Source organism: Streptomyces sp. UF-297 (assembly GCF_058245575.1).
This window is the reverse complement of the sequence record NZ_JBSIBZ010000011.1, coordinates 102,608-116,735: the sequence shown is the minus strand read 5'-3', so window position 1 is coordinate 116,735 and position 14,128 is coordinate 102,608. Positions and strand designations below refer to the sequence as shown.

General features: G+C 72.8%; 10 protein-coding genes. 5 read left to right on the top strand and 5 right to left on the bottom strand.

Features of this window, described 5'->3' with window-relative positions:
- The first annotated feature begins 3 nt into the window (after window positions 1–3).
- Window positions 4–936, top strand: coding sequence for a PaaX family transcriptional regulator (locus tag AC4IJH_RS09615; RefSeq protein ID WP_490851150.1), 933 nt, complete (start codon window positions 4–6; stop codon window positions 934–936).
- Between the two features lie 49 nt (window positions 937–985).
- Here the strand turns inward: AC4IJH_RS09615 and AC4IJH_RS09610 are convergent, their stop codons facing one another.
- The gene (locus AC4IJH_RS09610; protein WP_490851149.1) at window positions 986–1,780 is read right to left on the bottom strand and encodes an HAD family hydrolase; all 795 of its coding nucleotides are present in this window, start codon (window positions 1,778–1,780) and stop codon (window positions 986–988) included.
- 558 nt (window positions 1,781–2,338) lie between these two features.
- Here AC4IJH_RS09610 and AC4IJH_RS09605 point away from each other — a divergent pair.
- On the top strand, window positions 2,339–2,983 hold the full coding sequence (locus AC4IJH_RS09605; protein ID WP_490851148.1) for a TetR family transcriptional regulator: 645 nt from the start codon (window positions 2,339–2,341) through the stop codon (window positions 2,981–2,983).
- A gap of 44 nt (window positions 2,984–3,027) precedes the next feature.
- Here AC4IJH_RS09605 and AC4IJH_RS09600 read toward each other — a convergent pair whose 3' ends face one another.
- Window positions 3,028–4,047 (bottom strand): MDR family NADP-dependent oxidoreductase, encoded by a 1,020-nt coding sequence (locus AC4IJH_RS09600; protein WP_490851147.1) that lies wholly within the window; start codon window positions 4,045–4,047, stop codon window positions 3,028–3,030.
- A gap of 72 nt (window positions 4,048–4,119) precedes the next feature.
- Window positions 4,120–4,890 (bottom strand): SDR family NAD(P)-dependent oxidoreductase, encoded by a 771-nt coding sequence (locus AC4IJH_RS09595; protein ID WP_490851146.1) that lies wholly within the window; start codon window positions 4,888–4,890, stop codon window positions 4,120–4,122.
- Window positions 4,891–5,116: 226 nt separating this feature from the next.
- On the opposite strand from AC4IJH_RS09595, the gene AC4IJH_RS09590 reads away from it, so the two are divergent.
- A complete protein-coding gene (locus AC4IJH_RS09590; RefSeq protein ID WP_490851145.1) occupies window positions 5,117–5,713 on the top strand; it encodes a ScbR family autoregulator-binding transcription factor in 597 nt (198 codons plus the stop codon).
- 153 nt (window positions 5,714–5,866) lie between these two features.
- Window positions 5,867–6,853 (top strand): ScbA/BarX family gamma-butyrolactone biosynthesis protein, encoded by a 987-nt coding sequence (locus AC4IJH_RS09585; RefSeq protein WP_490851144.1) that lies wholly within the window; start codon window positions 5,867–5,869, stop codon window positions 6,851–6,853.
- 73 nt (window positions 6,854–6,926) lie between these two features.
- Here the strand turns inward: AC4IJH_RS09585 and AC4IJH_RS09580 are convergent, their stop codons facing one another.
- Window positions 6,927–9,209 (bottom strand): bifunctional salicylyl-CoA 5-hydroxylase/oxidoreductase, encoded by a 2,283-nt coding sequence (locus tag AC4IJH_RS09580; protein WP_490851174.1) that lies wholly within the window; start codon window positions 9,207–9,209, stop codon window positions 6,927–6,929.
- 2 nt (window positions 9,210–9,211) lie between these two features.
- Window positions 9,212–10,039 carry an enoyl-CoA hydratase family protein gene (locus tag AC4IJH_RS09575; RefSeq protein ID WP_490851143.1) on the bottom strand — a complete coding sequence of 276 codons (828 nt, stop codon included), beginning with the start codon at window positions 10,037–10,039 and terminating at the stop codon, window positions 9,212–9,214.
- A gap of 197 nt (window positions 10,040–10,236) precedes the next feature.
- On the opposite strand from AC4IJH_RS09575, the gene AC4IJH_RS09570 reads away from it, so the two are divergent.
- Window positions 10,237–13,971 (top strand): nSTAND1 domain-containing NTPase, encoded by a 3,735-nt coding sequence (locus AC4IJH_RS09570; protein WP_490851142.1) that lies wholly within the window; start codon window positions 10,237–10,239, stop codon window positions 13,969–13,971.
- Window positions 13,972–14,128: the final 157 nt, after the last annotated feature.

The window sequence follows — 14,128 nt, the reverse complement described above, 5'->3', positions numbered from 1 at the left end:
CCGGTGAGCGACCAGCAGACACAGCGCACCCCACGGTCCCTGATCGTCACCTTCTACGGCGCCTACGGGCGCGGCGAGAACGGGGGCCGGGGCCTGACCGGCGACCTCGCCGGATTCGGCGCGGCCGGGGGTGGCACAGCGGGCCGGCAGGGCTCCCTGGACGGGCCGCTGCCGGTCGCCGCGCTGATCAAACTCCTCGGCGTCATCGGCGTCGACCCGCCCTCGGTGCGCTCGGCCGTCTCCCGCCTCAAACGGCGCGGCCTGCTGCTGCCCGCCCGTACGGCGGGCGGCGCGGCCGGCTACGCGCTCTCCGCCGCCGCCCGGCAGCTGCTGGACGACGGCGACCGGCGCATCTACGGCCGCCCCGCCGTGCGGCTGTCCGACGGCTGGGTGCTGGCGGTCTTCTCCGTACCCGAGGAGGAGCGCAACAAGCGGCACCTGCTGCGCTCGCGGCTGGCCCGGCTGGGCTTCGGCACCGCGGCGCCGGGTGTGTGGATCGCCCCCGCCCATCTGTACGACGAGACCCGGCACACCCTGGAGCGCCTCGAACTGCACACCTACGTCGACCTGTTCAAGGGTGCGCACGCCGGCTACACCCCCACCGCGGCGGCGGTGGCGCGCTGGTGGGACCTGGAGGCCATCGCCGCGCGGCACCGCGCCTTCCTCCAGGAGCACGAGCCGGTGCTCAGGCGCTGGTCCCGGCGCCGGACCATCCCTCCCCAGGACGCCTACCACGACTATCTGCTGGCCCTGGACGCCTGGCGGCAGCTGCCCTACGCCGATCCCGGTCTGCCCTCTCCCCTCCTGCCGGAGGGCTGGCCGGGCGGCCGCGCGGCCGAGGTGTTCGGCCGGCTGCACGCGAAACTCAGGGCGGCGGGCGCCTGTTTCGTACGGGAGACCCTGGCCGAACCGTGCCGCGCGCCGGTGACGGCGTAGCGGCGAGCGGTGTCCGGGGTACCCGTGTCCCGCGTCCGCCGCGGCGCGCTCAGCGCCTGCGGTACGTCCCCGCCGCCGCGGCCATCGGGCGGGGGCGGACGGCCGCTGCCGCCGCCGGACGCGGCCGGGAGGCGGCCAGCGCGGAGACGACGTCCTTGAAGGAACTGCACATCCGGGTTCCGGCGACCCCCGCCAGCTCGCCGAAGCTGCCGACGCCGTAGGTCACCGCTATCGGCGCCATCCGGGCCGTGACCGCCATGCGCATGTCACCGACGGTGTCGCCGATGTACGCGCACTCCCACGGCGCGAGGCCCATCCCGGAGGCGGCCCGCAGCACCATCTCCGGGTGCGGCTTGCCGCGCCGGACCATGTCCTGGCAGATGACGGGGCCGAACATCTCGCGCACACCCATGACCTCCAGCAGCGCCTCGGCACTGCGCGAGGCCTTGGAGGTGGCGACGGCCAGCTCGACGCCGTGCGCACGCAGCGCGGACAGCCCGGCGGCCACGCCCGGGTAGAGCAACTGCGGCCCCTCGCGCAGGACTTCGTAGGCGAACATCTCCCGGTAGCGGCCCAGCGCCGTGAGCACGGCCTCGTCGTCCTCGGCCTTGCCCAGCAGCTTGCCGAAGGCCGCGGCGGGCGGCTTGCCCATGGCGGCGGCGGCCTGCCGGGGAGTGACCGTACGGCCCTGCTCCGAGGCCACCTTCACCAGCAGCCTGCTGATCGCCGGCAGGGTGTTGGCGAGGGTCCCGTCGAGATCGAAGATCGCAGCCCTGATCCCTTCACCGGTCGTGCTTCGCGCGACGCCTCCGAAGCGTTCGCCGACGTCCGCTGATTCGCGCATTACTCGACACCTTTCCGATTTCCGATGGATTTATCGGTCCGACCGGGGGCCAGGACGCCATCGGACGTCCGGCGACGTACCGCTGGCGCCCGAGAAGGAAGAGGCAAACCCGCCGCGGCACGCCACTGACCAGAAGTGGTGCACCGGCGCCGGAGCGGCTTCGTCGGAAGAGACGCTTCCCGTTACTCGCCTCCGCAGATTTAAAAACCGCCTGCGCTGTTTGTCAATGTGTGTCGGCCCGGTACGCCTCCCGAGGGGGATACTTGCCAGTCACACATATGGTCACCCCCTCCGACCTGCGCTTCGTCGATCCGACCGGACCCCTCAAAGCCGTCAACTACGCAACAATCAAGGACTGGAACACCTCGAAGTCGACTGACCGGAACGATCGGCACGGCCGGAGGTCCTGTCCCTCTTGACGATATTTTGACCCTGTTGGTGCGCCCAGCAGCCTGGCGCAAGTTGACTCACGCCATCACCGGTTTTTCGAACCGCATGGTTGGTTTTCTATGTAGACTTCTGTGCGCTTGCAGCCGGACTAGAGACAGGACGGACACAGTGCCAACGCAGCATCGAGCCATTCAAAGCCGCCAGGCGCTCATCCGCTCAGCAGCGCAGACCTTCATCGAGAAGGGCGTGCCCGCCTCGGGCATGGTCGAGATCTCTCGACGTGCGCGCCTGAGCAAGGGAGCGCTCTACTTCCACTTCACGTCGAAGGAGGACCTGACCCTCGCGGTCCGCGACGAAGCCTTCGCCACCCTGCGCGAGCTGGAGACGGCGCTGACCCTGAGCCGGCTGCCGGTGCGCCAGGCCGTGCGGGACTTCGCCGTCGCGCTGCTCAAGGGCGTGGACTCCGATGTGGTCCTGCGCGCGGGACTCCGGCTGCCGGCGGGCTCCGACGCCCGGCTCGGCGACTGCGGGCTGCACCAGCGCTGGTACACCCTCTTCCTGGACAAGGCCAGGGCCGACCGGGCCGAGGGCCGGCTCCGCGCGGACGACGACGCCCGCCGCACCGCCCGGCTGCTGACCTCGATCGTGCTGGGGCTGCTGCACCTGGGCCACGAGGACCGGATGTGGTGGGACCGGGACGTCGTCACCGACATATGGTCCGCGCTGACCTCCGGCCCGGCGGCGGGCCCGGCCGCCCTGGTCACCAGCGCCCTGGCGCAGGCCGGCGCGCCCGACCCGGCCCCCGCGGGCTGATGGGGCCGGGCCCGGCCGCCGTCAGGGGGCGGGCCTGACCCCGCTCAGAGCTCGACCAGTACGGACCCGGTGTGACGGCCCTGCGTCAGCTCGCACAGCGCCCGGGGCGCCTGGTCCAGGCCCTGCAGCCGGGTGTGGGCGAAGACGAGGGACCCGTCGCGCAGCCCGCGCCCGAACTCCGCCGCCCACTCCTGCGCCAGCCCCGGGTGGTCGTAGGCGGAGAAACCGCGCAGCGTGATCCTGCGCGTGACCAGCAGCGCGGCGTCCAGCTCGATGGGGGCCGAGATGCCGTCGCTGCCCCCCAGCTGGCCCGAGAGCGCGCCCACCAGCGCGCAGCGGGCGCCCGTCCTGGCCAGCGCCAGCGCCGCCTGGAGCTGCTCGCCGCCCACCGTGTCGAAGAGCACGTCGATGCCCTCCGGGGCCGCCCGGCGCAGCTGCTCCTCGATCGGCTGTGCACCGCGCAGTACGACCTCGTCGTAGCCCAGCACCTCGCGCAGATAGGCGGCCTTGTGCGCGGAGCCGGTGCTGCCGATGACCCGTCCCGCCCCCAGCCGCCGGGCGAGCTGCCCGGCCATGCTGCCGACTCCGCCCGCGGCCCCCGTGACGAACACCGTGTCCCCGGACCGGATGCGGGCGATCTGTGTGAGCGCGCCCCAGGCCGTGGCGCCCTGCGAAAGATGTGCCGCCGGGTCGGGCACCGCATCGGAATCCAGCGGCCTGGCCTGCGCCGCGTCGACCACGGCGTATTCGCGCCAACCGTAGGAGTGCTGCACGAGATCACCGGGCGAGAACTCACCGCCCGGTGCCCGCACCACCTGACCGATGGCCGGTCCCCACAGCGCCTTGCCCGGCACGAAGGACGGCACGGGCAGTTCGGCGGCGGTCATCCGGGTGCGCATGGCGGCGGTGACGGACATGACGCGGTTGCGCACCAGCAACTGCCCCGGCAGCACGGCGGGGACCGGGACGTCACAGACCTCGAAGTGCCCGGCCGACAGCGCGCCCTGGACGCGGCCGGTGAGACGTATCTCCCGGTGGGTTGCGGGGACGGCGGCCTGGGTCATGGCAAAGCTCCTGGGGCGTGACGGGTCGGGACGGGCGGCAGTGCGCCAAAGCCGGTGCGGGTTCCGGTTGTCTCAGACGGCGGTCCAGCCGCCGTCCACGGGGACGTTGGCGCCGGTGATGAACGACGAGCGGTCGCTCAGCAGCCAGGCGGCCGCCTGCGCGATCTCGGTCGGGGAGGCCAGCCGTTTCTGGATCGCATGGGCGTAGAAAGACTCTTCCAGCCCGGGATTGTTCCAAAGGGCGTCTTCGAGAAGTTCGGTCCTGGTGCTGCCGACGATCAGGGCATTGACCCGGATGTCCCGTTTCCCGTATTCGGCGGCCGCCGCCTTGGTGAGTCCGATGACCGCGTGCTTGGAGGCGATATACGGGGCGCCGACGCCGGGAGCCATGACGCCCGCGGTGCTGGAGGTGTTGACGATCGAGCCGCCGCCGCTCTCCAGCATCGCGGAGATCTCATGGCGCAGGCAGTGCCAGGTACCCCGTACGTTGACGTCCATGACATAGTCGAAATCCGCGTCGTCCATCTGGTGCAGCGGGGTCCCCGCCGTACCGAAGCCCGCGTTGTTGAACGCTCCGTCCAGCCGCCCGAACCGCTCCACCGTGGCGTTGACCACGCGCTCCACGTCCTGCTTACGGGTCACGTCGCCCGCCACCGCGAGGGCCTGCCCGCCCGCGTCGCACAGTTCGTCGGCCAGGACGTCCAGCAGCTTCTCGCGCCGGGCGAAAAGGACCACATTGGCACCTTCGGCGCTGAAGAGGCGGGCCGCCGCAGCACCGATACCACTGGAGGCTCCGACGATCAGCACAGTCTTGCCAAGCAGCAGTTGGCCAAAATCATTCATAGGGGGAGTCAATCAGACCCCGAGAAGAACGACGAAGTCATGAATGCCGGGCACATTGGAGCGGGGGTGCCTTATTCTGCTCCAACCGCTTTGACATACCGCGCGGTTGGCTCGCTTGCGACCGTAAAATATAGACTGCTGGGCCCGAGCTCGCGAGGATCCACGAACGCGACATCGTCACGAGGCCAGAGGAAAGGGACGACCGGTGGCCAAGCAGGAACGTGCAATGCGCACGCGACGTACCGTCCTCTTGGCGGCAGCCGAGGTGATCGGCGAGCGGGGGTACGAGGCCGCCACGATGGCGGAGATCATTCAGCGGGCGGGCGTCACCAAGGGCGCGCTGTACTTCCACTTCCCCTCCAAGGACGCCCTGGCCCGCGCGGTCATCGCGGAGCAGACGCAGGAGGTCCTCCCGCCCGTCACCGAGTCCCGCCTCCAGGACGCGATCGACTTCAGCCACGCGGTGGCCGATTCGCTGCGCGACGACCCGCTGCTGCAGGCCGGCACCCGCATCGCCGTCGAGACGAGCTTCAGCGCCGAACCCCTGGTTCCGTACCGCGACTGGATCGACCTGCTGACCGGCATTTTCACCGAGGCCCGCGAGCGCGGGGAACTGCTGCCGGCCGTCTCCCCCCAGAAGGCCTCCGAGCTCTTCGTCGCCGCGTACACCGGCGTGCAGATCTTCTCCCAGGCGGCCACCAACCGCGCCGACCTGTCCGAGCGCGTCGCGACCCTGTGGCAGTACGTGCTGCCCGGACTGGCGACGCCGGGTGCGCTGATCCATCTCGAGCTGCACGGCACCCGCGGGAAGGCCGCCGCCTGACGGCCGCTCCCTCCCCACGTCCCGCCCCGCATGCGCCCGAGGCCCCGCGCAGACTAGAAAACAAACCAGCCGGTTTGTAGGCTAAGGCGCCGCCTCGTTGCATAGGCCGCGATTTCGGACGTCATATGCCGCTCAACTGGGGAGGGATTCAACATGTCCAGCGCCACCCTTGCCGTGCCGCGCGGTGCGGCCGACCGCTGTTCCACCCCAGGGGCTGGCCACCCGGCGATGGCGGCGCCACGGATGGTGACCACCACCGTCCCCCGCCAGTACGTCCACCGCACGGCCATCTCGGAGGTGTTCCTCACCGACTGGTGGCACACCGGGGACGAGACCTGGTCCGTCAGCGCCCAGTGGCCCCGGGCCCACAGCTTCTACGGCCCCGCGCACGGCCTGCACGACCCCGTCCTGCTGGTCGAGACCATCCGCCAGGCCGGAATCCTGCTGGATCACGTCGCCTACGACGTCCCCCTTGACCACCCCATCATCTGGAAGGACCTGCACTACCAGCTGCGCCCGGAGGCGCTGCGCGAGTCGGCCACGCCCGCCGAGGTGGAACTGCAGGTCAGCGGCCACGACATCGTCCGGCGCTGGGGACGGCTGCTGTGCATGCGCCAGACGTACCGAATAACGTGCAACGGCCTGGAGCTGGCCACGGCAGTGGTCAATTTCACCTGCCACTCCCAGGCCGTCTACCGCCGTCTGCGGGGCGAGTACGCCGACCTCGCGCTCGCCAACGAGCGCCGGGTGCCGCCCCCGGAGCCCGTCACCCCCCAGCTCGTCGGCCGCGACCGCCCCTGCGATGTGGTGCTGGCGCCCGCCGAGGGCACCAACCGCTGGCAGCTGCGCGTCGACACCTCCCACCCCGTGCTCTTCGACCACCCGGTCGACCATGTGCCCGGCATGCTGCTCGTGGAGGCCGCCCGGCAGGCCGCGCACGCCGTCGCGGGACCCGGATTCTCCCTCCCCGTCGGCCTGAGATGCGCCTTCGCCCGGTACGGCGAGCTGGACTCCCCCTGCTGGATCCAGGCGGTCCCCAAGGGCCGGGACGCACAAGGCCGGCTGCTCGTCGAGGTCACCGCGGAGCAGAACGGCCGGATCGCCTTCCTCGCCGAGCTGACCTGCCAGCCGCTGTCCTGAGCGGACCGTGGCAGGAGCGCCGCGCTCACACCTGAGCGCCTGTGTCTCAGCCCAGGCTCTATCAGCCCGGGCTCTAGAGGGTCAGCCGTGGCTTGGGTGCGTCCGTGCGCCCCGTGGGCGGGGTGCGGCTGCCGGCGCGGTACGGGAGCGGCCAGGGCGCTCCGTCCCCGTTGTAGCCCTGTTCGGCCGCGGCGTGCAACGTCCAGTGCGGGTCGTACAGATGCGGGCGGGCCAGCGCGCACAGGTCGGCGCGGCCGGCCAGGACCAGGGAGTTCACGTCGTCCCAGGAGGAGATGGCGCCGACCGCGACGACGGGGACGCCCAGGGTGTTGCGGATACGGTCGGCGAACGGCGTCTGGTAGGAGCGGCCGTAGGCGGGGCGCTCGTCGGGGACCACCTGCCCGGAGGAGACGTCGATGGCGTCGGCGCCGTGCGCGGCGAAGGCGCGGGCGATCTCGACGGCGTCCTGGGGGGTGGTGCCGCCCTCGGCCCAGTCGGTCGCGGAGATCCGTACGGTCATGGGCCGCTGCCCGGGCCAGACCTCGCGTACCGCGTCGAAGACCTCCAGGGGGAAGCGCAGCCGCCCCGCCAGGTCGCCTCCGTAGGCGTCGGTGCGGTGGTTGGTCAGCGGGGAGAGGAAGCCGGAGAGCAGATAGCCGTGCGCGCAGTGCAGCTCCAGCAGGTCGAAGCCGGCCCGGTCGGCGCGCCGGGCGGCGGCGACGAACTCCTCGCGTACGGCGGCCAGTTCGGCAATCGACAGGGCGTGTGGGGTCTGGTTGACGCCGGGGCGGTAGGGCAGCGCGGAGGCGGCCACCACGGGCCAGTTGCCCTCCGGGAGGGGGTCGTCGATGCCCTCCCACATGAGCTTGGTGGAGCCCTTGCGGCCGGAGTGGCCCAGCTGGACGCCGATGGCGGTGCCGGGCGAGAAGGTGTGCACGAAGTCGGTGACGCGGCGCCAGGCGTCGGTGTGCCCTGCCTCGTACAGGCCCGTGCAGCCGGGGGTGATACGGCCCTCGGGGCTGACGCAGACCATCTCGGTCATCACCAGGCCCGCGCCGCCCAGGGCGCGGGCGCCCAGGTGGACGAGGTGGAAGTCGCCCGGGGTGCCGTCCTGGGCGGGCGCGGAGTACATGTCCATCGCGGAGACCACGACGCGGTTGCGCAGGGTCAGGCCGCGCAGGGTGAAGGGGGTGAACATCGGCGGGGTGCCGGGCGGGATGTGTGCCGCGCGTTCGACGGAGTCGACGAAGGAGGCGTCGCGCAGCCGCAGGTTGCCGTGGGTGACGCGGCGGCTGCGGGTGAGCAGGTTGAAGGCGAAGCGGTGCGGCTCCTGGTCCAGGTACATCTGGAGGTCCTCGAACCACTCCAGGCTGGCACGGGCGGCGCGCTGGGTGGACTGGACGACGGGGCGCCTCTCGGCCTCGTAGGCTGCCAGCGCCTCGGGGACGGACGGCTGTTCCTTCAGGCAGGCGGCCAGCGCCAGGGCGTCCTCGACGGCGAGCTTGGTGCCGGAGCCGATGGAGAAGTGGGCGGTGTGGGCCGCATCGCCGAGCAGGACCGTATTGCCGTGGTACCAGCGGTCGTTGACGACGGTGGTGAAGGCGGTCCAGGCGGAGCGGTTGGTGCGCAGCGCCCGGCCGCCCAGCGCGTCGGTGAAGATCTTGGCGCACCACTCGGCGGACTCGCTCTCCTCGCAGCCCTCCAGCCCGGCGCGCCGCCAGACCTCCTCGCGCATCTCCACGATGACGGTGCTGGCGCCCTGGGATCCGCCCCGGGAGTACGGGTAGCCGTGCAGCTGGACGACGCCGTGCTCGGTCTCGGCGATCTCGAAGCGGAAGGCGTCGAAGGCGAAGTCGGCGCTGAGCCAGATGTAGCGGCAGCGGTGCGGGGTCAGCTGGGTGCCGAAGGCTTCCGGGTGGGCCTCGCGGGTGCGGCTGTGCACGCCGTCGGCGGCGATGACCAGGTCGTGGGTGCGCGCCAACTCCTCGGCGGGTGGTGCTTCCTGACGGGATTTCAGGGATATGCCCAGTGAGGCGCAGCGCTCGTGCAGGATCTCCAGCAGACGGCGGCGGCCGAGCGCCGCGAAGCCGTGGCCGCCGGAGGTCAGGGTCCGGCCGCGGTGCACGACGTCGATGTCGTCCCAGCGTACGAACTCCCGCCGCAGCGCCTCGTACACCACGGGGTCGGCGTGCTCGATGCCGCCGAGGGTCTCGTCCGAGAGGACGACGCCGAAGCCGAAGGTGTCCTGGGGCGCGTTGCGCTCCCACAGGGTGATCTCGCGGTCCGGGTCCAGGCGCTTGAGCAGGGCGGCGGCGTACAGTCCGCCGGGCCCGCCGCCGATGACGGCCACCCGCATGGCTACCTCCCCTGCCACTTGGGGGGCCGCTTCTCGCCGAAGGCGGCGTGGAACTCGGCGTAGTCCTCGCTGTTCATCAGCAGCGCCTGGGTGGCGGCGTCCATTTCGACGGCGGCGGCCAGCGGCATGTCCAGCTCGGCGGTGAGCAGCGCCTTGGTCTGGGCGAGTGCGAGCGCGGGGCCTTCGGCCAGCCGCCGGGCGAGCGCCGCCGCACCCGCACCCGCCTTGCCTTCCTCGGTCAACTCGCTGATCAGGCCGATGCGTTCGGCCTCGGGGGCGCGTACCGCCTCGCCCAGCATCAACAGCCGGGTGGCGTGCCCCAGGCCCACCACGCGCGGCAGGAGGTAGGCCGCGCCCATGTCGCCGCCGGACAGGCCGACCTTGGTGAACAGGAAGGCGAAGCGGGCGGAGGGGTCGGCGACGCGGAAGTCGGCGGCCAGCGCGAGGACGGCGCCCGCGCCCGCCGCCACGCCGTGGACGGCGGCGATCACCGGGAAGGGGCACTCCCGCACGGCGCGTACGACCTGGCCGGTCATCCGGTTGAAGTCCAGCAGCTGTCCGGTGTCCATGCCGAGCGTGGCGCCGATGATCTCCTCGACGTCGCCGCCGGAGCAGAAGCCGCGCCCTTCGCCGCCCAGGACCAGGGCGCGTACGGAGCGTTCGCGGGAGAGTTCGGCGAGCAGGTCGCGCAGGTCGGCATAGGCCTCGAAGGTGAGGGCGTTGAGTTTCTCCGGACGCGTCAAGGTGACGGTCGCCACGCCGTTTTCCCTGGTCAAGCGGATGTGCTGCCAGTCGCGTGTGGCGCGGGCGGAACCTGTGAACGGGCTCATGGGCGAGCGGCCCCTTTCAGCCGGACGGCTGGTGCCTGTCCTTTGAAGTTATCACTGCCTTGTGACTGTCGTCACGAGAACGCGATAGGGCGTCGACCGATGGGTTCGGGTCAGTCCGGTACGAACCGGCCCGGCGTCCCCCGGGCATCCCCTAGCGTTTGCCGGACCGCCGCACTAGGGAGGGGAGGCGGGGCCGGGTGGGGCGCAAGGAGAATCCGCTGGACCCGAACGCGGGCCCGCTGCCCAGCTTCGCCTTCGCGCTGCGCAAGCTGCGCCAGGAGGCGGGCGGCCTGACCTACCGCGCACTGGCCGCCCGCGCCGGCTATTCGGTCCCCACCCTGTCGCAGGCCGCGGCGGGCGAGAAACTGCCCACCCTCGCGGTCACCCTGGCCTACGTACGCGCCTGCGGCGGGGACACTGCGGAGTGGGAGCGGCGCTGGCACGAGCTCGCCCACGAGCCCGCGCCGGACACCGTCGAGGACGACGGCGCCCCGCCGCCGTACCTGGGCCTGGCCCGCTTCGATGTGGCCGACCACGAGCGGTACTTCGGGCGCGCGCAGCTCACGGAGGACCTGCTGCGCCTGGTGCGCGAGCACCGTTTCACCACCGTCTTCGGGCCCTCCGGCAGCGGCAAGTCCTCGCTGCTGCGCGCCGGTCTGGCGGCCGCCCTGCACAGCGGCACGGCACAGCTCCCGCGCCCGGCGGCGCTGCGCCTATTCACCCCGGGCGACCGGCCCGCGCGCAGCCACCGCGAGCTGTTCACCCCGGCCGGCTCCCCGGGCGACACCTGGCTGCTCGTCGACCAGTTCGAGGAGATCTTCACGCTCTGCCACGACCGGCGCGAGCGCGCGGAGTTCATCGGGCTGCTGCTGCACGCCAGGGACACGGACAGCGGGTTACGGGTGGTGCTGGGCGTCCGCGCGGACTTCTACGGTCGCTGCCTGGAGCACCGGGGGCTTACCGCGGCGCTGCGGGAGGCCAGCCTGCCGGTGGGGCCGATGAGCACACAGGAGCTGCGCGAGGCGGTGGTACGGCCCGCCGCCGCCCAGAGCCTGATCGTCGAACGGGCCCTGACCGCACGTCTGGTGGCGGAGACCGCCGACGCGCCGGGCGGCCTGCCGCTGCTCTCGCACGCCCTGCTGGAGACCTGGCGCAGACGCCGTGGGCGGGCGCTGACCGAGGAGGCCTACGAGGCGGCGGGCGGAGTGCACGGCGCGGTCGCCAAGACCGCCGAGCGGGTCTTCGCGCGGCTGTCCCCCGAGCAGCAGGAGACGGCCCGGCGCATCCTGCTGCGGCTCATCACCCCGGGCGAGGGCACCCAGGACACCCGGCGCAGCGTGGTGCGGGCCGAACTGGCCTCGGGCGCCGGGCCCGACACCGCGCTCGTCCTCGAACAGCTGGTGCGCGCACGGCTGTTGACCGTCGACGACACCACCGTCGACCTGGCCCACGAGGCGCTGATCACGGCCTGGCCGCGGCTGCACGGCTGGATCCAGGAGGACCGCGGCCGCCTGCGGCTGCACCGGCGGCTGACGGAGGCGGCGCGCGGCTGGGACGAGCTGGCGCGCGACGCGGGCGCGCTGTACCGCGGCGCGCGGCTGACCGCGGCGCGGGAAGCGGCCTTCGCCCCCGAGGAACTCACCCCGCTGGAAAGGGAGTTCCTGGCCGCGAGCCAGGCGCACGGCACCCGGGAGCGCCGCCGGATGCGGCTGCTGGTCGGCGGCCTGTCCCTGCTCGTCGTGCTGGCGCTGGTGGCGGGGGCCGTGGTCTGGCAGCAGGGCCGGACCAACGAGCGCCGGCGCGTGGAGACGGCGGCCCGCCGGGTGGCGGCGGTCGCCGACAACAACCGCTACGCCGACCCCCGTACGGCGCTGCGGCTGAGCATCGCGGCGCACGGCGTCGCCGAGACCACCGAGACGCGGGCGGCGCTGATGGCGGCGACCACCCAGCGGGAGCAGGACGCGTTCCGGGTGCCGGTCACCAGCTCCACGGACGCACCGGCGCGCCTGAGCGCCGACGGGCGCACCGCGGTCGACTTCGGCGACCGGGAGGTGTGGCTGTGGGACACCGTGGCCCGGCGGCGCCGGAGCGGGGGCCCGGCGGCCGGGAGCGGCATGGCACCGGCGGTGCTGAGCCCCGACGCGCGGCGGCTGGCGCTGGCGCGGCCCAAGGGCGGGGTACGGGTGCGCGAGGTGGCCTCGGGCGCCGAGGCCACCCTGCCCAAGGCCCTGGCGACGCCCGAGCGCTTCTCCCCCAGCGGCCGCACGCTCGTGGTCGGCTCCACCGGTTCCGGCGCCTCCGTACAGCTGTGGGACGTCGGCCGGCGGCGGCTGCTGTTCGCGCCCGAGGCCCGGGGCGTGGAGGGCGTGGCCGTCAGCCCGGACGACCGGCTGCTGGCGCTGTGCCGCGCGCAGCGGATCGAGGTGTGGGACGTGGCCGCGAAACGGCTGCTGACCAAGGGCGGGCTGCCCCGGGCGGACTGCGACCGGGACTCCTTCGACCACCACGGCGTGCTCGCGTTCGTCCCCGGCCCCCGCCCGGTCCTGGCCGTACTGGAGCAGGGCGCGATCCGCAGATGGGACGTCACGGCGGGCAGGGAGCTGGGCCGGATCGACTTCCCCGGCCTGACCCGCATGGCCTTCAGCGAGGACGGCGCCTACGTCGCGGCCGCCGGCACCCACGAGATCCTGCTGTGGCGCACCTCGGACCCCGACGAACCCGTCTACCGGTACGGGGTCGCCGGGGACGACATCGTGGAACTGCGCCTGGACACCGAGCAGCGCAGGATCCGCTACTCCCTGCTGATGCCGCAGGGCGAGGTGGCGACGATGGTGCGCACCTTGGACGTCGGCGGTGCGGTCGGCCCCGGGTGGCAGCACGGCAGTGCGGACGGGCCCGCGTGGCAGCGCGGCGCCGTGGCCGCCGCCCGGTTCAGCCCGGACGGCACCGTGCTGGCCACCACGCGGGCCGAGGGGGGCCCGGGTGCCAAGACCTTCCGGCTGCTGGACGGGCACACCGGCCGCCGGCTCACCGCCCTGCGGCGGCTGCCGTGCCCCGACGAGAACTGTCAGGAGCTGCTGGGGCTCAGCGCGGACGGCCGGATCGTCGTCCACGGCCTTGCGGGCCCCGATGAACCCGGCAGGGCGCAGCGGCTGTACGTCTACGACGGCCGGACCGGGCGCAGCTCTTCCCTGGACCTCCCCCGCCCCAAGGAGGCGGTCGGCTCGCTCAACGCGATCGCGCTGAGCCCGGACGGGCACACCCTCGCGGTGGCCTGGGAGACGGCAGCGGGGCCGGTCGAGCTGTGGGACCTGCGCCGCCGGGCCAGGCTGCGCACGGTGCGGGGCGTGGGCTGGGTGACGCTGGCGCTGCGGCCGGACGGCGGGCTGCTGGCGGGGTCCGGCGACCGGGTCGCGCAGCTGCCCTCGGGCCGTACCACCCGGCGGGAGTCGGCCCCGGTGGCGGTGACGGCGCTGGCGTTCAGCCCGGACGGGAGGTATCTGGCGGTGGGCGAGAACGGGGGCCGGGTGACCGTCTGGGACGGCGCGGCCCGGCGGCGCCTGGGCAGTCTGTCGGGCACCTTCACCAAGGAGCAGCAGGACGCGGCGACCACGGTGGCGGCGCTGGCCTTCTCCCGCGACGGCCGCACCCTGGCCGTGGCGGGCGGCCAGGGCACGCTGCAGCTGTGGGACGTGGCCACCAACCAGCGCCTGGGCGGGGCGTTCAAGACGCCGGGGGACTCGGTCCTCGCGCTGTCCTTCGGCGCGGACGGCGCGACGCTGTACGCCGCCGGGGACCACGTCCCGCTGCGGGCCTATGCCCTGGACGCCCACCGCGTCACCGCCGCGGTGTGCGAGCGGGCCGGCGGCGGGCTGAGCCGTGCGCAGTGGGCGGCGTACATCCCCGAGGTGCCCTACCGCCAAACCTGCTGAAAGTCCTGCGTTTTTGGCGAAGGTCCCGGCCGCGGGCGTCAAGTGGTCCCGGTCACTTCCGGCCCCCTGTCCCTGACCGTCCGATATTGAACTACGTACCGTTGAGGCATCCTGTTGGATCGGTCCGCAATCCCCCCGGGCCCCTCTGGCCTTCTGT

Coding starts and splice junctions, on each gene's coding strand:
- AC4IJH_RS09610 (WP_490851149.1), bottom strand. CDS start 1,780: ATGCGCGAATCAGCGGACGTCGGCGAACGCTTCGGAGGCGTCGCGCGA.
- AC4IJH_RS09600 (WP_490851147.1), bottom strand. CDS start 4,047: ATGACCCAGGCCGCCGTCCCCGCAACCCACCGGGAGATACGTCTCACC.
- AC4IJH_RS09595 (WP_490851146.1), bottom strand. CDS start 4,890: ATGAATGATTTTGGCCAACTGCTGCTTGGCAAGACTGTGCTGATCGTC.
- AC4IJH_RS09590 (WP_490851145.1), top strand. CDS start 5,117: ATGCGCACGCGACGTACCGTCCTCTTGGCGGCAGCCGAGGTGATCGGC.
- AC4IJH_RS09585 (WP_490851144.1), top strand. CDS start 5,867: ATGTCCAGCGCCACCCTTGCCGTGCCGCGCGGTGCGGCCGACCGCTGT.
- AC4IJH_RS09580 (WP_490851174.1), bottom strand. CDS start 9,209: ATGCGGGTGGCCGTCATCGGCGGCGGGCCCGGCGGACTGTACGCCGCC.
- AC4IJH_RS09575 (WP_490851143.1), bottom strand. CDS start 10,039: ATGAGCCCGTTCACAGGTTCCGCCCGCGCCACACGCGACTGGCAGCAC.